19 protein-coding genes are annotated in these 21530 nt (G+C 69.0%); 11 read left to right on the top strand and 8 right to left on the bottom strand.

Features of this window, described 5'->3' with window-relative positions:
- Window positions 1-16: 16 nt before the first annotated feature.
- Window positions 17-916 (bottom strand): LysR family transcriptional regulator ArgP, encoded by a 900-nt coding sequence (locus Q8X39_RS15310; RefSeq protein WP_305750546.1) that lies wholly within the window; start codon window positions 914-916, stop codon window positions 17-19.
- An 80-nt stretch (window positions 917-996) separates the two neighbouring features.
- Here Q8X39_RS15310 and Q8X39_RS15305 point away from each other — a divergent pair, with 80 nt between their 5' ends.
- A complete protein-coding gene (locus tag Q8X39_RS15305) occupies window positions 997-1650 on the top strand; it encodes a LysE/ArgO family amino acid transporter (protein WP_305750545.1) in 654 nt (217 codons plus the stop codon).
- Between the two features lie 36 nt (window positions 1651-1686).
- On the opposite strand, the gene Q8X39_RS15300 is transcribed toward Q8X39_RS15305, so the two are convergent.
- The gene (locus Q8X39_RS15300; protein WP_305750544.1) at window positions 1687-2484 is read right to left on the bottom strand and encodes a sulfurtransferase; all 798 of its coding nucleotides are present in this window, start codon (window positions 2482-2484) and stop codon (window positions 1687-1689) included.
- Between Q8X39_RS15300 and dnaE the strand changes: the two genes are divergently transcribed.
- The 3 genes from dnaE (at window position 2483) to Q8X39_RS15285 (ending at window position 8309) form a co-directional block, all read left to right on the top strand.
- Entirely contained in the window at window positions 2483-6049 is a 3567-nt protein-coding gene (gene dnaE, locus Q8X39_RS15295) for a DNA polymerase III subunit alpha (RefSeq protein ID WP_305750543.1), read from the top strand. The genes Q8X39_RS15300 and dnaE overlap by 2 nt on opposite strands.
- 192 nt (window positions 6050-6241) lie before the next feature.
- Window positions 6242-6769 carry a hypothetical protein gene (locus tag Q8X39_RS15290; protein ID WP_305750542.1) on the top strand — a complete coding sequence of 176 codons (528 nt, stop codon included), beginning with the start codon at window positions 6242-6244 and terminating at the stop codon, window positions 6767-6769.
- Window positions 6770-6866: 97 nt separating this feature from the next.
- Entirely contained in the window at window positions 6867-8309 is a 1443-nt protein-coding gene (locus Q8X39_RS15285; RefSeq protein WP_305750541.1) for a patatin-like phospholipase family protein, read from the top strand.
- A gap of 40 nt (window positions 8310-8349) precedes the next feature.
- On the opposite strand, the gene Q8X39_RS15280 is transcribed toward Q8X39_RS15285, so the two are convergent.
- Window positions 8350-8682 carry a ComEA family DNA-binding protein gene (locus tag Q8X39_RS15280; protein WP_305750540.1) on the bottom strand — a complete coding sequence of 111 codons (333 nt, stop codon included), beginning with the start codon at window positions 8680-8682 and terminating at the stop codon, window positions 8350-8352.
- A 311-nt stretch (window positions 8683-8993) separates the two neighbouring features.
- Here Q8X39_RS15280 and Q8X39_RS15275 point away from each other — a divergent pair, with 311 nt between their 5' ends.
- From Q8X39_RS15275 to waaC, 7 genes are all read left to right on the top strand, one after another.
- Entirely contained in the window at window positions 8994-9941 is a 948-nt protein-coding gene (locus tag Q8X39_RS15275) for a glycosyltransferase family 9 protein (RefSeq protein WP_305750539.1), read from the top strand.
- Window positions 9938-11032 carry a glycosyltransferase family 4 protein gene (locus tag Q8X39_RS15270; RefSeq protein ID WP_305750538.1) on the top strand — a complete coding sequence of 365 codons (1095 nt, stop codon included), beginning with the start codon at window positions 9938-9940 and terminating at the stop codon, window positions 11030-11032. Before Q8X39_RS15275 ends, Q8X39_RS15270 begins: the two co-directional genes overlap by 4 nt.
- Window positions 11033-11039: 7 nt before the next feature.
- Window positions 11040-11888, top strand: coding sequence for a DUF5672 family protein (locus tag Q8X39_RS15265; RefSeq protein ID WP_305750537.1), 849 nt, complete (start codon window positions 11040-11042; stop codon window positions 11886-11888).
- A 9-nt stretch (window positions 11889-11897) separates the two neighbouring features.
- Window positions 11898-12701 (top strand): glycosyltransferase family 17 protein, encoded by an 804-nt coding sequence (locus Q8X39_RS15260; protein ID WP_305750536.1) that lies wholly within the window; start codon window positions 11898-11900, stop codon window positions 12699-12701.
- 119 nt (window positions 12702-12820) lie between these two features.
- Window positions 12821-13723, top strand: coding sequence for a hypothetical protein (locus tag Q8X39_RS15255; protein ID WP_305750535.1), 903 nt, complete (start codon window positions 12821-12823; stop codon window positions 13721-13723).
- 52 nt (window positions 13724-13775) lie between these two features.
- On the top strand, window positions 13776-14459 hold the full coding sequence (locus Q8X39_RS15250) for a DUF4254 domain-containing protein (protein ID WP_305750534.1): 684 nt from the start codon (window positions 13776-13778) through the stop codon (window positions 14457-14459).
- On the top strand, window positions 14452-15450 hold the full coding sequence (gene waaC, locus Q8X39_RS15245) for a lipopolysaccharide heptosyltransferase I (RefSeq protein WP_305750533.1): 999 nt from the start codon (window positions 14452-14454) through the stop codon (window positions 15448-15450). Before Q8X39_RS15250 ends, waaC begins: the two co-directional genes overlap by 8 nt.
- A 15-nt stretch (window positions 15451-15465) precedes the next feature.
- Here the strand turns inward: waaC and lapB are convergent, their stop codons facing one another.
- The 5 genes from lapB to Q8X39_RS15220 all read right to left on the bottom strand — a co-directional run bounded on the left by lapB (window position 15466) and on the right by Q8X39_RS15220 (window position 21490).
- On the bottom strand, window positions 15466-16620 hold the full coding sequence (lapB, locus tag Q8X39_RS15240; protein WP_305750532.1) for a lipopolysaccharide assembly protein LapB: 1155 nt from the start codon (window positions 16618-16620) through the stop codon (window positions 15466-15468).
- Window positions 16610-16954 carry a LapA family protein gene (locus tag Q8X39_RS15235; RefSeq protein WP_305750531.1) on the bottom strand — a complete coding sequence of 115 codons (345 nt, stop codon included), beginning with the start codon at window positions 16952-16954 and terminating at the stop codon, window positions 16610-16612. Before Q8X39_RS15235 ends, lapB begins: the two co-directional genes overlap by 11 nt.
- A gap of 158 nt (window positions 16955-17112) precedes the next feature.
- On the bottom strand, window positions 17113-17520 hold the full coding sequence (locus Q8X39_RS15230; RefSeq protein ID WP_305750530.1) for an integration host factor subunit beta: 408 nt from the start codon (window positions 17518-17520) through the stop codon (window positions 17113-17115).
- Window positions 17521-17604: 84 nt separating this feature from the next.
- Complete coding sequence (gene rpsA, locus Q8X39_RS15225) at window positions 17605-19317, bottom strand: 30S ribosomal protein S1 (protein WP_305750529.1); 1713 nt, start codon at window positions 19315-19317, stop codon at window positions 17605-17607.
- Window positions 19318-19471: 154 nt separating this feature from the next.
- Window positions 19472-21490, bottom strand: a complete 2019-nt coding sequence (locus Q8X39_RS15220) for a bifunctional 3-phosphoshikimate 1-carboxyvinyltransferase/cytidylate kinase (protein WP_305750528.1) — start codon at window positions 21488-21490, stop codon at window positions 19472-19474.
- Window positions 21491-21530 lie beyond the last annotated feature (40 nt).

The following is a 21530-nucleotide window of genomic DNA, read 5'->3' as shown; positions in this document are numbered from 1 at the left end:
GAGCGGCGACGCCCGCTCACTGCTGCAGCACGCCCTCGGCCGCCCGCAGCACGCAGGCACGCAGGGTGTGCACGGTCTCGGAATCGAGCCGCCAGCTTTGCCAGTACAGGGGCACGTCGACGCTGTGGCCGGGACTGAGGTCGACCAGCCTGCCGGAGGCGATGTCCTCGGCCACCAGCGGCAGCGGGTGCAGGCCCCAGCCCAGGCCGGCGCGGGCGGCGTCCATGAAGGCATGGGTGGACGGCAGCCACCAGACCGGCGGGTGCGGGTCGACGTCGCCCAGCAGTTCGCTCAGGAAGCGGTGCTGGAGCTGGTCCTTCTGGTTGTAGACCAGCATCGGCGCCTCGGCGAAGGCCGCCTGCAGGTCGCGGCCCTCGAAGTGGCGCTGGTGGAAATCGGGGCTGGCCAGCGCGTGGTATCGCATGCTGCCCAGCGGGTCGACGCGGCAGCCGGCCACCGGGTCGGCCGAGGCCGTCACCGCCGCGAAGACGGTGCCCGAGCGCAGCCACTCGCGGGTGTGCTCCTGGTCGTCGACGTGGATCGCGACGGTGTCGCCGCTGCGGGCATGGAAGTCGGCCAGCGCCGGGATCACCCAGGTCGCCAGGCTGTCGGCGTTGACCGCGACGCGGATGCTGCGGCCGCGCTTGGAGGCGGCGTCGCCGAGCGGCTGCAGGTCGCGCGCGAGGTCGGACTCCAGCACCTCGATCTGCAGGAAGTGCAGGTAGAGCCGCGCGCCTTCCTCGGTCGCCGTCACCGGCGAGGTCCGCACCAGCAGCACGCAGCCGAGCTTCTCCTCCAGCGCGCGGATGCGCTGGGAGACCGCCGACGGCGTGACGTGCATCTGCCGGGCAGCGCGTTCAAAGCTGCCTTCACGCAACACGGCGGCCAGGGCGCGCAAGGCTTGGAGGTCGAGCATGGCTTGGTCCTAAGTCCAGCTAATGGATCGTTAGAAAGTTTAGCTGTACTTCACGACAGGTCGTCCCTAGCCTTTCACCTATGAACACATCGACCGAAGCCACTTTCCTTCTCGGCATGGCCACCAGCTGGGGACTGATCGTCGCCATCGGGGCCCAGAACGCCTTCGTGCTGCGCCAGGGCCTGCGGCGCGAATGGGTCGGCTCGGTGGTGCTGGTGTGCGCGCTGACCGACATCGCGCTGATCGCGCTGGGCGTCGCCGGGCTGGGCTGGGTCTCCGGCGGCATGCCCTGGCTGATCCCGGCGCTGACCGGCGTCGGCGTGGTCTTCCTGGCCGTGCATGGCTGGCAGGCCGCGCGACGCGCCTGGCGGCCGGTCGATGCCCAGATGATCGACACCGCCGCCGCCCCGGTCAGCCGGCGCCGCATCGTGCTGCAGGCTGCCGCCTTCAGCTGGTTGAACCCGCATGCCTGGCTGGACACCACCGTGCTGATCGGCTCGCTGGCCCATGCCCAGGTGCAGGCCCAGGGCCCCGGCGCGAACTGGGTCTTCGCGACCGGCGCGATGAGCGCCAGCGCGCTGTGGTTCACCACGCTGGCCTGGGCCGCCGGCAAGCTCGCGCCCTGGTTCCAGCGGCCGCAGGCCTGGCGGGCACTGGACGCCGGCATCGCGGTGATGCTGCTGGCGCTGGCGGCCGGCCTGGCGCGCATGGCCTGGACGTCGCTGCCGGCCTGATCACCGCCCGGTCACGGCGGCGCACCCACGCCGTCGTCAGGCGTCCGGCGCGACCGGATGCGGCTCCAGCCGCGCGCCAAGCGTCTCGCGCTCATCGAAGACGAAGCAGTGGCCCTGCCAGCCGGGCGCGCCGTCGGTCTGCTCGAAGTACTTCAGGATGCCGCCCTCGAGCTGGTAGACCGAATCGAGCCCGGCCTGCTGCAGCACGATCGCCGCCTTCTCGCAGCGGATGCCGCCGGTGCAGTAGCTCACCACGGTCTTGCCGACCAGCTCGTCGCGGTGCGCGGCAACAGCGGCCGGGAACTCGCTGAACTTGCCCAGGCGCCAGTCGATCGCGCCGACGAAGGCGCCGGCATCGACCTCGAAGGCGTTGCGGGTGTCGAGCGTCACGACCGGCCGGCCGCCGTCGTCATGGCCCTGGGCCAGCCAGCGCGCCAGGTCCTGTGGCGCGACGCTGGGCGCGCGGCCGGCCGCCGGGCGGATCGCCGGCTGGTTCATGCGGATGATCTCGCGCTTGACCTTGACCTTCATGTGGCGGAAGGGCGTGCCGTCGCTCCAGCTTTCCTTGGGCACCAGGTCGGCCAGGCGCGGGTCGGCCTGCAGGTAGTCGATGAAGGCGCGGGCACCGGCCTCGGGTCCGGCGACGAAGAGGTTGATGCCCTCCTCGGCCAGCAGCACCGTGCCCTTCAGGCGGCAGGCGACGGCCTGGCCCTGGATCGCGCCGCGCCAGTTGGCGGCGTCGGGCAGGCTGACGAACTTGTAGGCGGAGAGGTTCAGGATGGGCGTGTTCACCGGCCGGATTGTAAAAAGGCCCCTCCCTACAATCCCGGCCATGAGCTTCGTCCACCTGCGCACCCACACCGAATACTCCGTCGTCGACGGCACCCTGCGGGTCGACGATGCGGTGGCGGCAGCGGCGAAGGACGGCCAGCCGGCGCTGGCGATCACTGACCTGGCCAACCTGTTCGGCGCCATCAAGTTCTACAACGCGGCCCGCAAGAAGGGCGTCAAGCCGATCATCGGCGCGGACATCTGGCTCGAACCCGACGGCCCGGCCGCCGCCGGCGAGCAGCGCCCCGCCAGCCGCCTGCTGCTGCTGGTGCAGGACCGCCAGGGCTACCTGAACCTCTGCGAGATCCTGTCGCGGGCCTGGGTCACCAACGTCCAGCGCACGCAGGCCTGGGTCAAGTGGGAATGGCTGGCCGAGCTGGGCGAGGGCCTGATCGCGCTGTCGGGCGGCCCGCTGGGTGCCATCGGCCTGGCGCTGACCCAGGGCGACAGCGCCCGCGCGACCGAACTGGCGCAGCGCCTGGCCGGGCTGTTCCCGCAGCGCTTCTACCTGGAGCTGCAGCGTGCCGGGCTGCCGGGGCACGAGGCGGTCGTGCGGGCCTCGGTGCCGCTGGCCGCCAAGCTTGGCCTGCCGGTGGTCGCGACCCACCCGATCCAGTACCTGGAGCCGGACGACTTCGATGCCCACGAGGCCCGCGTCTGCGTCGCCGAGGGCGAGACGCTCGGCAACGCGCGGCGCATCAAGCGCTTCGGCCGCGAGCAGTGGTTCAAGCCCGCGGCCGACATGCAGGCGCTGTTCGCCGACATCCCGACCGCTGTCGCCAACACGCTGGAGATCGCCCGCCGCTGCAGCCTGACGCTGGTGCTGGGCAAGCCGCAGCTGCCGGACTTCCCGACGCCGACGCTGCCCGACGGCACGTCGATGCCGATGCCCGACTACTTCCGCCAGCTGTCCTTCGAGGGCCTGGAAGAGCGTCTGCAGCTGCTGTTCCCGGACGCCGCCCGGCGCGACGCGGAACGGCCGCGCTACGTCGAGCGGCTGGAGTTCGAGCTGACGACCATCCTGAAGATGGGCTTCCCGGGCTACTTCCTGATCGTGTCGGACTTCATCCGCTGGGCCAAGGCCAACGGCTGCCCGGTCGGACCGGGCCGCGGCTCGGGTGCCGGCTCGCTGGTCGCCTACGCGCTGTCGATCACCGACCTGGACCCGCTGCACTACAACCTGCTGTTCGAACGCTTCCTGAACCCCGAGCGGGTCTCGATGCCCGACTTCGACATCGACTTCTGCCAGGGCAACCGCGACCGCGTCATCGACTACGTCAAGGAGCGCTACGGCCGTCCGGCGGTCAGCCAGATCGCCACCTTCGGCACCATGGCCGCGAAGGCCGCGCTGCGCGACATCGGCCGCGTCCTGGGCATGGGCTACGGCCAGGTCGACTCGATCGCCAAGCTGATCCCGGCCCCGCCCGGCAAGACCGTCACGCTGGCCAGGGTGCCCGAGAAGCCCGACGAGAAGCTGATCTATGCCCGCCTGGAGGCGCCCGAGCTGAACCAGCGCGAGGAGGCCGAGGAAGAGGTCCGCGAGCTGCTGACCCTGGCCACGCGGGTCGAGGGCATGGTGCGCAACATCGGCATGCATGCCGGCGGCGTGCTGATCGCGCCGGGCAAGATCACCGACTTCTGCCCGCTGTACCAGCAGCCGGGCAGCGACTCGGCGGTCAGCCAGTACGACAAGGACGACGTCGAGGCCATCGGCCTGGTCAAGTTCGACTTCCTGGGCCTGGCCACGCTGACCATCCTGGAGTTGGCCAAGGACTTCATCGTCGCGCGCCACCCGAACCGCAAGGACTTCGCCTTCGAGACCATCCCGCTGGACGACGCCAAGGTCTACCGGCTGTTCTCCGACGGGCTGACCGAGGCGGTGTTCCAGTTCGAATCGGGCGGCATGCAGCGCATGCTGCGCGACGCCAAGCCGAGCCGGCTCGAAGACCTGATCGCGCTGAATGCGCTCTACCGCCCCGGTCCGATGGACCTGATCCCGAGCTTCGTGGCCCGCAAGCACGGCCGCGAGCCGGTCGAGTACCCGCATCCGCTGGTCGAATGGGTGCTGGCGGAGACCTACGGGATCATGGTCTACCAGGAGCAGGTGATGCAGACCGCCCAGGTGCTGGGCGGCTACAGCCTCGGCGGCGCCGACATGCTGCGCCGGGCGATGGGCAAGAAGAAGGCCGAGGAGATGGCCGCCCACCGCAAGATCTTCCGCGAAGGCGCCGCCAAGAAGGACATCAGCGAGGCCAAGGCCGACGAGGTCTTCGACCTGATGGAGAAGTTCGCGGGCTACGGCTTCAACAAGTCGCATGCGGCCGCCTACTCGCTGCTGGCCTATCACACGGCCTGGATCAAGGTGCACCACACGGCCGAGTTCTTCGCGGCCAACATGACCATCGAGCTGGACGACACCGACAAGCTCAAGGTCCTGCGCGACGATGCGGCGAAGTTCAAGGTCGCCTTCGACGCGCCGGACGTCAACCTCGGTGTCTACCGCTTCGAGCCGGCGCCCGGCCCCGAAGGCAACACGCGCATCCGCTACGGCCTGGGCGCCGTCAAGGGCACCGGCCAGGGCGCCATCGAGGCCATCATCCGGGCCCGCGAGGAAGGCGGCCCGTTCCGCTCGATCTTCGACTTCGCCGCACGGGTCGACCGCAAGAGCATCAACAAGCGCGTGGTCGAGGCGCTGGTCAAGGCCGGCGCCTTCGACAAGCTGCACCCCAAGGGCATCGACGGCCGCGCCGAGCTGCTGGCCAGCATCGGCCTGGCCTTCGAGTACGCCGACAACCAGGTCGCCCATGCCAACCAGGCCGGCCTGTTCGACATGTTCGGCGACGACGGCGACAACCACGGCAGCTCCACCCAGGAGCCCGACTACGTGGCCGCCGAGACCTGGGACGTGCGCACCCGGCTGGGCCACGAGAAGGTCGCCATCGGCTACTTCCTGTCGGGCCACCTGTTCGACCAGGTCGAGGCCGAGGTGCGCCAGTTCGTCCGCCGGCCGATCGCCGAGGTGCCCGACAGCCGCGAGCCGCAGATGCTCGCCGGCATCGTCAGCGGCCTGCGCGTGGTCAACGGCCAGCGTGGCAAGGCGGCGATCTTCCAGTTCGAGGACGGCAGCGGCGCGATCGAGACGGTCGTCGCCGAGGAGCTGCTCAACGCCAACCTCGAACGCGTGCGCGACGACGAGCTGCTGCTGATCCAGGGCAAGGTCCAGCCCGACCGTTTCAGCGGCGGCGTGCGCTTCAACGCCCAGCAGATCTGGGACCTGCCGACCGCCCGCTGCCGCCACGGCCGCTACCTGCGCGTGCCGGTCAACGGCAGCGTGCCACCGGTCGAGCAATGGCTGCGCGAGCACCCGGCCCGCCGCGTCGAGACCGAACACGGTGAGCTGGTCCAGGGGCTGCCGATCCGGCTGGTGATCGAGCGCGACAGCGCCGTCGCCGAGATCGACCTGGGCGACGACGCGCGTTTCTTCCCCAGCGACGAGGCCCTCAAGGCCTGCGCCAGTGCCAGCCACGGCCAGGCCCGGCTGGTCTACGGGGACGAGACGCCGGCCTGAGCAGTGCGTGCCGGCGAAACCGCTGCCCCCCCCCCGCATTTGCGGGGGCCTCACCGCCGAACGGCGCCCGAATCGCCCAGCTTCGCACCCGATCGCCCCGGTGGATACAGGCTGAAACGCGCGCCCGTCATCGCGCCCCGAAACTGGCGCGTTGAGTGGTCGAGGCCCTTTGGAGGCCTCTGGAGAGCAGAGATGCAACGGTGGAATCTGAGTGTCCAGGGCGTCGCCCGGACCGTGGTGGCAGCGCTGGCCCTGGTCGGAGCGACCAGCAGCCAGGCGGGCAATGTCGATGTCGGCGTGTCGATCGAGATCAGCCAGCCCGGCGTGTTCGGCCGCGTCGACATCGGCCGTTACCCACCGCCGCAGGTGGTGGTGCAGCGGCCGGTGATCATCGCCCCGCCGCGGGTCGTGGTGGCCGAGCCCGAGCCGGTCTACCTCTGGGTGCCGCCCGGCCACCGCCGTGACTGGCGTCACCACTGTGGTCGCTACAACGCCTGCGGCGTACCGGTCTACTTCGTCCGTGACGAGTGGTATCGCGGCAATGTCTACCGGGGCGACGGACGCTACCGCGACGGCGGCCGGGGCGACGACCGCGATGGTTACCGCGATGGCTACCGCGACGGCCGTCGCGACGATCGCCGTGGCGATGACGAGCGATGGGATCGAGGTCGCGGCCACGGAAATGGTCACGGCAACGGCCACGGTCGAGGCCACGACTGAGGTCGACGCGGACCCGGCCGGCCGTCATCGATTGCGGGTGTCACACGCCACGCAACGACGGCCCCACGCCCAGGCAGGGCATGACTAGACTGGTGGCATGAACGCTGCCGTCGAGCTGCCAGCCCCCGTTCCCCCCGTGACCGGCCTGCTGCTGACCGGCGGCGGTGCCCGAGCCGCCTACCAGGTCGGCGTGCTCGAGGCGGTCATGCGCATCGCGCGCGAGTGCAAGGCACCACGCGCCAACCCCTTCCAGGTCATCACCGGCACGTCGGCCGGCGCGATCAACGCGGCGGCACTGGCCTGCCGCAGCGATGACTTCGCGGAAGCCGTCGCCGAGATCGCCGACCTCTGGCGCAACGTGCATGCCGAGCAGGTCTACCGGGCCGACTCGCTGTCGATGATCCGCACCGGCGCGCCCTGGCTGACGATGATGTCCTTCGGCTGGGCCATGGCGCGCTGGCGCCGCGTCAGCCCGAAGTCCCTGCTGGACAACAGCCCGCTGCAGTCGCTGCTGCACCGTCTGGTGCCCTTCGAGCGCCTGCCGATGCTGATGTCCCAAGGCCACCTCCACGCGCTGGCGGTGACCGCCTCGAGCTACAGCAGCGGCCAGCACGTCACCTTCTACGAAGCCGAGCAGGACCTGTCGCCCTGGACGCGTTCGCAACGCATCGCGGTGCGAACGACGCTGAACGCACAGCACCTGCTGGCCTCGTCGGCCATCCCCTTCGTCTTCCCGGCCATCCAGCTGCCGATCGGCCAGGACAGCGAATGGTTCGGCGACGGCTCGATGCGGCAGGCCGCGCCGATCTCGCCAGCGGTGCACCTGGGCGCCGAACGCGTGCTGATCGTCGGCGCCGGCCGAATGACCGAACCGCTCGGCCAGCGCCGCGGCAGCGACGACTACCCCAGCGTGGCGCAGATCGCCGGCCATGCGCTGTCGAACATCTTCCTGGACGCGCTGGCGGTGGACGTCGAACGCTTGCAGCGCATCAACAGCACCCTGGCGCTGCTACCACCCGAGGCCCGGGCGCGCACGCCGCTGCGGCCGATCGAGGCGCTGGTGATCTCGCCCAGCCAACGTCTGGACGATCTGGCGGCCCAGCATGTCGATGCCCTGCCGATGACGGTGCGCACCCTGCTGCGCGGCGTCGGGGTCAACGGCAAGCGCAGGGGCCGCCTCGCCACCTGGGCCCATCGCCACGAACCGCCGCCCGGCGTGTCCGATCCGGCGGCAGGCATCCCGGCCCATGGTGGCGCGCTGTCGAGCTACCTGCTGTTCGAGTCGGCCTACACCCGTGCGCTGATCTCGCTGGGCCAGGCCGACACGCTGGCGCGTCGCCAGGAAGTCATCGCCTTCTTCGGCTGGCAGACGGCAACCGGGACATCCCAGCGGGAGGACCCTTCGGCACGCCGGGCAACGCACGCTGCACCCTCGTCGAGGACCCAGTCGGCGATCTCGGAGTCGGCGATCTCGGATTCGGCGATCGCCGAGTCGACGATCACGCAGTCGACGACCATCCGGCACCCGCCGCCGCGCTGACGGGCGCGCCACTCGACCGGATGGGACCGCCCTCAGGCCGTCACTTCTTGGCCGCCTTGTCGGACTTGTCCGCCTTGTCGGGTTTGGCGGCGGCACCGCCCGCCCCGCCCGGATAGGTCGTGCCATTGACCGTCAGGCCGGCCGCCGAGAAGCGGGTGGCGCTGGCGGTCTTGACGCCCTTGACCCGCGACATGAAGTCGTCCCAGTCCTTGAAGACGCTCTTCTTGCGCTCGTCGAGGATGCGCCCGGACATCGCCGGGCCGATGCCCTTGACCGATTCCAGCTCGGCCTGTGAGCCCTTGTTGAGGTCGACGGCCGCCATGGACAGGCCGGTGAACAGTGCCAGCAAGGTGGCGATCAGGAACTTGAACATGCGAACCCCTCATGTCGCCGCCGCACCCGTGCCCGCTGGGTCGGGGCGGCAGCATCCGCAACCGGCTGCGGCGCCTGTGGCGGTCAACCCGCCACGGCTGAACCATAGGCAGCGGCGGCGGATCTGACATTCCCCCGAGGCACCCTCTGGAGGGGGAGTGCGCCACCGCGACGGGTGCCCCCAGCGGAGTGGACCGAAGCGGGGTCGGGCAAGAGTCGACGGCGATAATCCCGCCCCTTGTCGACGGTCCCGACGCGGACCATCCTGCCGCTCACCGAACCCCTGCGCCCGCGAGCGCACATCCGACACCCATGACTCCCCGTCCCCTGATCGTCCGACTGCGCAACTGGGTCGGTGACGTGATCCTCGGCGTGCCCGCCTTGCAGCTTCTGGAAGCCCACGGACATGCCCCGGTGCTGGTCGGCAAGGGCTGGGCACCGGCGCTGCTGGCGGGCCAGGGCTGGCCGGTGCATGTGCGTCCCGCCAAGCTGGGTGCCCGCGTGGCACAGCTGCGCGAATTGCGTCAGGCGGCGCGGACCATCGATCCCGGATTTGACCGGCGCGAGAACGCCGTCGTCTTCCCGACGTCCTTTTCCGGTGCGCTGGAGATGCGCCTGGCTGGCCTGAAGGCGGTCGGCTATGCCCAGGAGGCACGCGGCTTCCTTCTGAGCCGCAGCGAGCCCATCACCTACGGCGGGCACGCGCTGACGAGCTATTGGGAGCTGGCCTGCCGCTTCCTGAACATCGATGCCTCGCCGCCCCCGTCGATCGCCCTGAAGACCCGGCCCGCGGACCAGGCCGAGGCAGACGCCCGACTGGCGTCCGCCGGTGTGCGCCCCGGATTCGTGGTCATCTGCCCGTTCGCGGGCGGGCAGTTCGAGAAGCAGGACAAGACCTGGCCCTCGTTCGCTGCCTACACCCAGGCCCTGCTGCAAACCGGACGAGACGTGGTCGCCTGCCCGGGACCGGGCGAGGACACGATCATCACGGGCGCACATCCCGGCGTGAAGCTGCTCGCCGGCGTCAAGCTTGGCGTCTACGGCGGGCTGCTGCGCCGCGCCGCGCTGGTGGTGAGCAACGACACCGGACCGGCGCACCTGGCGGCCGCCGTCGGCGTGCCGGTGCTCAGCGTGCTGGGGCCGACCAAGCCGGAGCAATGGGCACCCTGGGGCACCGACGTCACCATCGCCCGCTGCTGGCCCGAGTGGCCGACGGTCGACGAGGTGATGACCCGGACCGAAGCGCTGCTGTCGCGATGAGGACAGAGACCGGCATCCGCCACATCGGCCTGAGCCTGGGCCGGATCAGCCATTGGCACGACGGCCTGGGAGAGTTCTCCCGTCAGCTCTGCCTGGGCCTGGCTGGCCGTGCGGACGAACTGCGCGAACAGCACGGCATCCGGCTGCACGTCCACATGCCAGCCGAGTTCCACGGCGTCTTCGGTGACGGTATCGGCTATCTCGGCACGCACACGACCCAGCGCTGGCTGCATCTGCGGGCGACGCGGTTCGCGCTCTGGCACACGCTGCACCAGCACATCCGGCTGCGTCCACCGCTGGGCACGCAGCGACATGTCGAGACGGTGCATGACCTGAACTTCCTGCACACCAAGTCGGCCGACAAGATCGAGCGCTACCGCGCGCGCACCCGTCGTCGCCTGCTGGCGCGCGACGCGGTGATCGCCATCACCCACCACGTCGCTGCCGACATCCAACGTGAACTGGGGCCCCTTGCGCACGCACCGGTCGTGATCCACAACGGCGCGACCGACCTGACCGGCGTGACGCGGCAAGCGGTCGACGGCATCGATCCGGCTTGCGGCTACCTGCTGCACATCAGCCGGATGGCGCCCAGCAAGAACATCCAGTCGCTGCTGGACCTGGCGGCCCACTGGCCCGAACAGGCCTTTGTGCTCGCTGGTGCGACCAGTCCCTACACCGCCGAGGTTCGCCAGCAGGTCGAACAGCGCGGCCTTCACAACGTGCGGATCCGGCTCGACCTCGACGAGGGCGCCAAGGCTTGGCTGTATGCCCACGCCGGTGGCTTCCTGTTCCCGTCCTGGACCGAGGGTTTCGGCCTGCCACCGATCGAGGCCATGCACTTCGGCGTGCCGGTGTTCCTGTCGCGCCTGACCTCGCTGCCGGAGGTCGGTGGCGAGGTCGCCGACTACTTCGACGACTTCGCGCCGGCGAGGATGCGGGCCGTGATCGAGGCTGGACTGACACGCGCCCAGGCCCCATCGCACCGTGATGCCCTGCGGCGGCGCGCAGCCGGCTTCAGCTGGACCGCCTGCGCCGACGCCTGCCTGGCGCTCTACCTGCGCACCCTCGCCCCTTCGGCCCGAACCTGACGAGACCATGCGCCTGAGACTGCCCGACGTCACCCTCGCCTGTGTCGACACCCGGCTGCCGGAACTCGCGCTCGAGGCACTGGCGCGCTGTCGCACCCAGGTCGACTTCGGACGCACGGTCCTGTTCACCGACGCCCGCTGGACCGGCGAGGTGCCCGATGGCGTCGAGCGCATCGACATCGCCATCGACAGCGTGCCCGAGTACTCGCATTTCATGTTGCGCGGCCTCGATGCGCATGTACGGACCTCGCACGTCCTGGTCGTCCAGTGGGACGGCTACGTGCTCGACGCCTCGGCCTGGGACCCGCGCTTCCTCGCCTGCGACTACGTCGGCGCCCCACTGCGCGGCGAGCCGCCCGAACGCGCGGTCGGCAACGGCGGCTTCTCGCTCCGATCGAAGAAGCTGCTGCAGGCGATGCAGGACACGGCGCTGGCCATCCACCACCCCGAGGACATCTGCATCTGCCACGAGAACCGCGAGCGCCTCGAACAGGTCCACGGCATCCGCTTCGCCCCGATCGACCTCGCCTCGCGCTTCGCTCACGAACGCATCCCGGCCAGCGGCCCGACCTTCGGTTTCCACGGCCTCTTCAACATGGATCGCGTCATGCCATCCGAAGAGCTGGACCACCTGATCGACCGCCTGCCCGACAGCATGGCGCGCGGTCTGGATGCACACGACCTGTGCCGCCAGCTGATCGGCGCAGGAAGGCTGACGACGGCGCAGAAGTTGCTCGACATGCGGCGCCGGCTGGGGATGCGGGATCGGCGGACTTGGCGGCTGAGGCTCCTGCTCAAGGCAGCCCGGATCGGTCAGCGCGTCAGACATTCGATGTCTCCCCGACATTCCCCCTGAGGCCTCGACATGAAGATCTTCGACTGCTTCACCGACAACGACGAGCGGGCCTTGCTCAAGCTGCGGCTCGAAACCCTCGATGCCCATGTCGACCCATTCGTCATTGCGCAAGCCACTCGAACCTTCACGGGCAAGCCGAAGCCACTCCGGTTCAACATCAACGATGTTCCCGAGTACCGGCACAAGATCCACCACATCAAGATCGACAACCTGAGCGAAGATCCCGCCGACGCCTGGAAGATCGAACACGCCCAGCGCGAAGCACTGCAACGTGGTTTCGCCCAGGCAGCATCGCACGACTGGATCATCTTGTCGGACGGGGATGAGATTCCAAATCCGCACGTCATCAGGCACGACAACCGCGAAAAGTACGGGTCCGCCGTACTCGAACAACGCATCAGCTGGTATACCCTGAACAACGCGCTGGTATCGGAAAATCCAGATCTGAATATCAGGATCACGACCGTCGACCACTTCAGGCGTCATTTCAAGGAACTCAGGATACCGAGAAGCCAGAAGTTCGCCGGACCTTTCAGGGCCAGACACCGACTGCTGAGTCGAAAACATACGCAGCACCTGAAGCCAGGAGGCTGGCATTTCAGCTACCTGATGACCATCGAAGAGATCAGGTCCTTTTCGCATCAGGAATACAACAAGCCGGAATTCGTCGATTCAGCGCACATCAAGTCGTGCATCGAACGTGGCGTGGACATTTTCAAGACAGGTGCAAGGTTCAACAGGATCGAGATCGACGAGTCCTTCCCCGAGCCGATCTGCAAGCGTCCGGAGAAATTCAGGTCGTTGATCTTCTGACGCCATGCCAACCTGAACGAAACGCCCCACAACCTGCAGCCAGCGCTGCCAAGATGATCAAATAGGTTCGCCGCTCCTCACGATCAGAAGTCCAACCGGCACTCTCGAAACATCGACCGATGAGCAAAACCTACGTCATCTACGCCAACAGCTTTGACGAAAACAGCGGCGGAGCCTTGGTCCTGCATCGCCTGTGCGACCTTCTCAACCAAGCCGGCGTGAGGGCCTTGCTCTGGCCTTCGATGAATGCCCTGTTCGATCCTTGGCGACCCTTTCATTACCTGCATCGGCGCCGCATGGAGCGGCGCTGGCGGCGCAAGCATGGTGAATACCGGACCTTCCCTGGCTTTCACACGGCGATCGCCACGGCGGCAGATGTCAGGGATGCCATCGTGATCTATCCGGAGGTGGTGGACGGAAACCCGCTGCAGGCCCGTCATGTCGTGCGCTGGTTGCTGCACAAGCCTGGCTTCCATACCGGGCGCATCAACTACGGGAAGAACGACAAGTTCTTCTTCTTTCAGAATGCATTCAATGATCCCAGTCTGAATCCAGATCCTGACAACCTCCTCAGGACCGTATTCATTCGCGATGACATCTACAAACGAACCAACTTCGGTGATCGCGAAGGCGTGTGCTACATCTTGCGCAAAGGTGCGCATCGCCCCATGATCCACGACACCACCCGCTCGATCAAGATCGACGGGCTGAGCCATCGTGAGGCCGCTGCCGTGTTCAACCGGGTCAAGACCTGCATTTCCTACGATCCATACACCATGTACTCACAGTTCGCGGCACTTTGCGGATGTGATTCCATCGTCGTGCCTGAAGAGGGCATGTCCCTCGCGAGCTGGTATCCGGATGAACGCGATCGATATGGTGTCGCGCTCGGCTGGGACAATCTGGATGCGGCACGCGAGAGCGTCCCCCTGTTGCTGCCGCGGCTGAAAGAGCAAGAAATCGAGGCCAACCAGAGCGTTCGAAGATTCATCGAGAAGTGCGAGTTGTACTTTGGTTCATGAACCGGCTCGGCAGCCAGCAAGACACGACCCCCAACCCACCATCAGATCCGACATGACCGACCAGAACACCCTCCAATCCTTGGCCGTCGCCCAACTCCACGACCGCCTCCTCGCCACCCCCGCCTGGCCCGCTGACACCGCCCTGCTCCCGTCCGAGCCGCTGTGGCACTGGGTCGCGACCAACCACCGCAACAACTGCCTGCTGTGGGCCGAGGAAGATCTGGCGCGGCGGACCACGGTCAGTGATGCGGAGATCGCCAAGAACAAGCGCGCGATCGATGGCTACAACCAGGCGCGCAACGATGCGACCGAGCGGGTCGACGAGTTGTTGCTGATCGGGTTGGGGCTGGTCGATGCCGAATCGGCCCGCAGCGATGCGCCGCGCAGCACGGTGCCGGCGGGTGCCCGGCTCAACAGCGAGACCGCTGGCAGCATGATCGACCGCATGTCGATCATGGCGCTGAAGATCGACGCGATGCGCAAGCAGACGCTGCGCACCGATGTCGACGACGCGCACCGCGCCAGTTCGCAGGTCAAGCTCGAGCGCCTGCTGCAGCAGCGTGCCGACCTGGGCGATTGCCTGGACGGGCTGCTGGCCGATTGCGCCGCCGGCAAGGCCTACTTCAAGGTCTATCGCCAGTTCAAGATGTACAACGACGCGCGCTTCAACCCGGCCCTGGTGGCCGAGCAGAAGGCGCAGCAGCAGGCCGCCGGACAGAAGGCTGCGGGTGGCTGATCGCGCCCCGCTGCCGAGCGGACGGCCGCCGCGCATCCTCGTCGTCAAGACCACCTCGATGGGCGACGTGGTGCATGCGCTGCCGGCCGTCAGCGACATCGCCCGCGCCCATCCCGGCGCGGTGATCGACTGGCTGGTCGAGGCGCCGTTCGCGGCCATTCCCGCAGCCCATCCCGCCGTCTGCAAGGTGATGCCGGTCGCCTGGCGCAAGTGGCGCAAGTCACTCGGCAAGCCCGAGACGCGCGCGGCCATCGCGGCGCTCAGGCGCGAGCTGCAGGCGGAGCGCTATGACCTCGTGATCGACTTCCAGGGCCTGCTCAAGAGCGTGCTGTGGGCCGTGCAGGCGCACGGGCCGCGCGCCGGCTACGACTGGCACAGCATCCGCGAGCCGCTGGCATCGCTGTTCTATGCGCACAAGGCCTCGGTCTCGCGCGACGCGCATGCGGTGGTGCGCAACCGCGCGCTCGCGGCCGATCACCTGGGCTACGCCCGGCCGACCGACACGCCCGATTTCGGCCTGAAGCCGCCGGTCAGCAGCTGGCAGGCGCCAAAGCCGTACGCGGTCCTGATCCCCTGTGCCAGCCGACCCGAGAAGCTCTGGCCGGAAGACCGCTGGGCGCACCTGGCACGGCGCATCCGGGGCCTGGGCTGGACGCCGGTGATCCTGTGGGGCAGCCCGGCCGAACAGGCGCTGGCACAGCGGCTGGCCGAGGGCAGCGACGCCGGGGCGGTCGTGCCGCCCTTCCTGAGCGTGGCCGATGCCGGCGCGGTGCTGGCCGGCGCCCGGGTCGTCGTCGGGCTGGACACCGGCTTCACCCACCTCGCCGCCGCCCATGCGCGGCCGACGGTGGGCATCTACTGCGACCACGAACCCGGCCTGGCCGGCGTGACCGGCTCGGGCCACGTGCGCAGCTTCGGTGGCAAGGGCCAGGTGCCGCCGCTGGCCGAGGTCGAGGCCGCCCTTGACGAGGCGGTCCGGCACGCCGGCTGATCGGGTCGCGCGGGGTCAGCTGTCCTCAAGGCGGCGCGGCGGGAAGGTGTCCCAGCCGTGGCAGCCCGGGCATTGCCAGAAGTACTGCTGGGCCTCGAAGCCGCAGGCGGCACAGCGGTAGCGGCGCAGCGGCTTGGCGGCGGCCGCCAGCGACTGTTGCAGGGCGCCGCGTTCGGCCTCGGTCAGCAGCGCGGCGGGTGCCGGCTCCTGGACCAGCCGCAGCGCCGCGCTCAGGCTGTTGTGGGCCTGTACCTGCTGCAGCAGCAGGCGTCGCCGCTCCTGCGGATCGGGTTCGAGCGCCAGCACCGCCCCGAGCAGGTCGGACGTCGGTGCCTTGGCATGCAGTTCCTTGAGCCGCACCAGCGCCTCGGCCGCCTGGCCGCAGGCCTGCGCGCTCTGGGCGTAGTCCTGGGCGACGATGCCGAAGGCCTCGGGATGGACCGCCGCCAGCGGCGTCCACAGGGCCAGCGCTTCGGCATGCTGGCCAGACCGCGCCAGACGCTGCCCGGCCAGGATCAGCGGCCTTGCCGACTGGGGTGCGGCCTCGCGGGCCCGTTGCAGCGCGGCCTGGGCGGCGGCGGCGTCGCCCTGGGCATCGGCCTCGACGACCAGCTCGCAGCCGTAGTGGGCGATGCGCTGGGAGAAGCTGCCGACCGCGGCCGACTCCAGGCCCCTGGCCACCTCGATGGCCGACTTCCAGTCGCGCGCCCGCTCATGCAGGTTGAGCAGCGCCAGCCGTGCCTCGGTCGCGAAGGCGGTCCCTTCAAGCGCCTTGTAGGCCGCCTCGGCACGGTCGAACAGGCCGGCCTTGAGGTAGTCCTGGGCCAGTGCGTGCTGGGCACGGTCGCGTTCGGTGGTCGGCAGGTCGGCACGACCCAGTAGGTGCTGGTGGACACGCACGGCGCGCTCGTACTCGCCACGGCGGCGAAACAGGTTGCCGAGCGCGAAGTGCAGGTCCGAGCTGCCGGGGTCCTGCTGGACGGCCTCGATGAAGGCGTCGATGGCCTTGTCCTGCTGTTCGTTGAGCAGCAGGTTCAGACCCTTGAAATACGCCCTCGGCGAGGCCTCGACCTCGCGCTTCCAGTTGCGAAGGTCGATGCGCGAGGCCAGCCAGCCCAGCGCGAAGGCGGCCGGCAGGGCCAGCAGCAGCCACTGCAGGTCAAAGTCCATCGCGGGGCGGGTGCGGCAGTTCGGGTTCGGGCGACAGCGGCGCCGGACGGGTGGCGGACGACGCACCGGAAGTCGTCGCCTGCGGGGCGCTGGTGCGGGGCACCGCGGCCTCGAGCGCGCGGGTGCGGCGGTGCTGGCGCCACCAGCCCGGCAGCATCGCGACGACCCCCGCCGCGCAGCCGGCAGCGAAGGTGACGAGCACGACGAGCACCATCGGTGCCTGGGTGGAGACGCCGAAGAACCAGTGCAGCACGACGGTGTGCTGGTTGTTCAGCGCGAAGGCGAAGAGCACGAAGAAGAGTGCCGCGCGGATGGCCCAGATGAGGATGCGCATAGGCGGCGGATTCTAGTGCAACGCCCCTGGCGATCGACCGCGTTCGAGGCCCTTGCCGGGCCTTGGCTCGGCCGCGCCGCGAGGTCGTCTCGGCCATGAAAAAAACCGCCAGCAGCGCGGCTGCGGGCGGGTTCCTGGGGCCCCGTCGGGGACCTGGATCAGTCGTTGACCGGCGTCACGGGCGTGAGTGGCACGGCCGGTTTGTCGGCCGCTTTGTCGGCCAGACGCGCCGGGCGCACCACCATCACCTCGTCGCCAGCGCCGAGACCTGCGTCATCGCCGCCGGCGTCCTCGTCCACGGCTTCCCGCAGGGCCTTGCCCGGCTTGAAGTGCGGCACCAGCTTCTCGGGGATCGTCACCTGTTCGCCGGAGCGCGGGTTGCGGCCCACGCGCGGCGGTCGGCGATTGATCGCGAAGCTGCCGAAGCCGCGGATCTCGATGCGGTGACCGCGCGCCAGCGCATCGCTCATGGCGTCGAGCATCGTCTTGACGGCGAACTCGGCGTCACGGTGCGTGAGCTGCGTGAACTTCTCGGCCAGCAGCGCAACCAGATCGGAACGGGTCATGGCGGGAATGGAGGCGCGACGCTTGAAGAGGTCAACCGGCGCGCGCCACGCCTTGCGGCACGGCGCGCGGGGCGATCACGTGGATCAGTTGCCCTGGTCCAGCTTGGCCTTGAGCAGCGCGCCCAGGCTGGTCGTGCCGGCGTTGCCGACGGTCTCGCGGTTGTCGGCCGACAGGCGCTGCAGGGCTTCCTGCTGCTCGGCGTTGTCCTTGGCCTTGATCGACAGCTGGATCGAACGCAGCTTGCGGTCGATGTTGATGATCAGGGCGGTGACCTCGTCGCCTTCCTTCAGCACGTTGCGGGCATCCTCGACGCGCTCGCGGGCGATCTCGGACGCACGCAGGTAGCCGGTGACGTCGTCGTTGAGCTGGATCTCGGCGCCACGCGGGTCGACGGTCTTGACCTTGCCGGCCACCAGGGCGCCACGGTCATTGAGCGTGGTGTAGCTGGTGAACGGATCGGTATCGAGCTGCTTGATGCCCAGCGAGATGCGCTCGCGCTCGACGTCGATGCCCAGGACGATCGCCTCGACTTCCTGGCCCTTCTTGTAGTTGCGGACCGCAGCTTCGCCCGGCTCGTTCCACGACAGGTCGGACAGGTGCACCAGGCCGTCGATGCCAGCGGCCAGGCCAACGAACACGCCGAAGTCGGTGATCGACTTGACGGGGCCCTTGACGCGGTCGCCGCGCTTGAAGTTCTGCGCGAACTCGTCCCACGGGTTCTGCTTACACTGCTTCATGCCCAGCGAGATGCGACGCTTGTCCTCGTCGATCTCCAGGACCATGACTTCCACTTCGTCGCCCAGGGTGACGATCTTGGAAGGCGCGACGTTCTTGTTGGTCCAGTCCATCTCGGAGACGTGCACCAGGCCTTCGATGCCCGGCTCGATCTCGACGAACGCGCCGTAGTCGGCGATGTTGGTGACCTTGCCGAACAGGCGGGTGCTCGACGGGTAGCGGCGCGAGACGCCGATCCACGGGTCGTCGCCCATCTGCTTCAGGCCCAGCGAGACGCGGTTCTTCTCGGCGTCGAACTTCAGGACCTTGGCGGTCAGTTCCTGGCCGACCGTCACCACTTCGCTCGGGTGACGGACACGGCGCCAGGCCATGTCGGTGATGTGCAGCAGGCCGTCGATGCCGCCGAGGTCCACGAACGCACCGTATTCGGTGATGTTCTTGACCACGCCGTTGACGATCGCGCCTTCACGCAGCGTCTCGAGCAGCTTGGCGCGCTCCTCGCCCATCGAGGCCTCGACCACCGCGCGACGCGACAGCACAACGTTGTTGCGCTTGCGGTCGAGCTTGATGACCTTGAACTCCATGGTCTTGCCCTCGAACGGGCTCATGTCCTTGACCGGACGGGTGTCCAGCAGCGAACCCGGCAGGAAGGCGCGGATGCCGTTGACCAGCACCGTCAGGCCGCCCTTGACCTTGCCGCTGACCGTGCCGGTGACGAAGTCGCCCGACTCCAGCGCGGTTTCCAGCGACAGCCACGAGGCCAGGCGCTTGGCCTTGTCGCGCGACAGGATGGTGTCGCCGTAGCCGTTCTCGATCGCGTCGATCGCGACGGAGACGAAGTCGCCGACCTGGACTTCGATCTCGCCCTGGTCGTTCTTGAATTCCTCGATGGGAACGTAGGCTTCGGACTTCAGGCCGGCGTTGACGACGACGAAGTTGTGCTCGACGCGGACCACTTCGGCGGAGATGACCTCGCCAGCGCGCATGTCGGCGCGTTGCAGCGATTCCTCGAACAGCGCGGCAAAGGATTCCATGCCTTCGAAGGCAGCAGCTTGGGACATTTGGGACTTTCTGCGCCGGCATGCACCGGCGACGGGGACCACTTCCGTGGCGGGTTAGGTTGTCGAACCGGGGCCTCGGTGTGCTGACGCACGGCGGGAAGGCCCCGGAACCGGTCGCTGCCGAAGGCGCTTGAGCAAGGCGATCCGCGAGGGATCAGCCGGCGTGCGCACCGAAGGGCAGTCGCGCTTCCCACCAGTCCACCACCTGCTGCACCGAAGCGTCGATGCCCACCAGGGAGTTGTCCAGGAGAAGCGCATCTTCGGCGGGCTTCAGAGGGGCGGTGCTGCGACCTCGGTCGCGCGCATCGCGGGCCTCCAGGTCCGCGCGAAGGTCGGCGAGGCTAGCAGGAATTCCCTTGGAAATCAACTGCTTATGCCTGCGCTCGGCCCGCGCGGCGGCGGTCGCGGTCAGGAAGACCTTGAGCGGCGCGGCCGGGAAGATCACGGTGCCCATGTCGCGTCCGTCGGCCACCAGGCCAGGCAGCTGGCGGAAGGCGCACTGCAGGTCGAACAGCGCGGCGCGCACCGCCGGATGGGCGGCAACCTGCGAGGCCATGGCACCGATCTGCTCCTCGCGCAGCTGGTCGGACACGTCCACGCCGTCGAGCAGCACCTGCACGCCGGCGAACTGGAGCTTCATCGCGCGGGCGACGGCGACCACGCCGGCCTCGTCCTCCGGGGCGACGCCGGCCGAGCGGGCCGCCAGCGCGGTGACGCGGTACAGCGAGCCCGAATCGAGGGTGTGATAGCCCAGCCGCTCGGCCACGCCGGCCGCCAGCGTGCCCTTGCCGGAGGCGGTCGGGCCGTCGATGGTGATGACCGGGATGTGGGCCGGATCGACCGAGACGACCTCGAACAGGGTCTCGAAGTAGTCCGGGAAGGTCTTGGCCACGCACTTCGGGTCGAGGATGCGGGTGGGCACCGGCGCCGCGCCCTTGAGCGGGTGGAAGGCCGCCAGCGACAGGCACATCGCCATGCGGTGGTCGTCGTAGGTGTGGATGGCGGCGGGGCGGAACACGTCCAGGGGCCAGACGCGGATGAAGTCCACGCCCTCCTCGACCTGCGCGCCGACCTTGCGCAGCTCGGCGGCCATGGCGGCGATGCGGTCGGTCTCCTTGACGCGCCAGCTGGCGATGTTGCGCAGCGTGCAGGGCCCGTCGGCGTAGAGCGCCATGACGGCCAGCGTCATCGCCGCGTCGGGGATGGCGTTGCAGTCCATGTCGATGGCGCGCAGCGGCCAGGCGCCGCGGCGGACCTCCAGTGCATTGGCCTCGGCCTGCACCTGCGCGCCCATCGCCTCGGCCGCTTCGACGAAGCGGATGTCGCCCTGGATCGAGGCGCTGCCCACGCCCTCGATGCGCACCGGCGCGTCGACGCCGGCCAGCGCGCCCAGCGCGATGAAGTACGACGCCGACGAGGCGTCGCCCTCGACGTGGACCTCGCCCGGCGTGACGTAGCGGCTGCCGGCCGGGATGGTGAAGCGGGCCCAGCCCTCGCGGCGCACCGCGATGCCGAAGCGTTCGAGCAGGTTGAGCGTGATCTCGATGTAGGGCTTGGATATCAGCTCGCCGACCACCTCGATGACGACATCGGCCTGGCCGGCCGCCAGCGGCAGCGCCAGCAGCAGCGCGGTCAGGAACTGGCTGGAGACGTCGCCGCGCACCTTGACCGGCGCGGCCAGGTCCAGCCGGCCACCGGCCAGGCGCAGCGGCGGGTAGCCCTCGTTGCCCAGGCAGTCGACCGTGACGCCCAGGCCGCGCAGCGCGTCGACCAGGTCGCCGATCGGACGCTCGTGCATGCGCGGCACGCCCTTGAGCGTGTAGCGGCGACCGTCCGCCTGGGTGGTCAGCACCGCCAGCGCAGCCGTCAGCGGGCGCATCGCGGTGCCGGCGTTCCCCAGGAACAGCTCGGCCTCGGCCACCGCCGGCTGGCCGGCGAAGCCGTCGATGCGGGTCAGACGGCCGTCCTGCTCGATCGTGCAGCCCAGCGTGCGCAGCGCGGCCAGCATCACGCGGGTGTCGTCCGAGTCCAGCAAGTCGACCAGCGTGGTGCGGCCCTGGCTCAGGCCGGCCAGCAGCAGCAGGCGGTTGGAGATGCTCTTGGAGCCCGGCAGGCGCACGGTGCCGGCGGCGGCACCGAGGGGCGGCAGGTCGAGGTGAGGGATGTCGTACATGGGCGGGCGATGCCGGAGCGGGTCAGGGAGTCGGAATGGG

Origin of the sequence: Leptothrix discophora (genome assembly GCF_030705305.1) — a bacterium.
Lineage (GTDB): Bacteria > Pseudomonadota > Gammaproteobacteria > Burkholderiales > Burkholderiaceae_C > Sphaerotilus > Sphaerotilus discophorus.
Note: the sequence above shows the minus strand (reverse complement) of the source record. Positions and strands in the feature narration are given on the sequence as shown.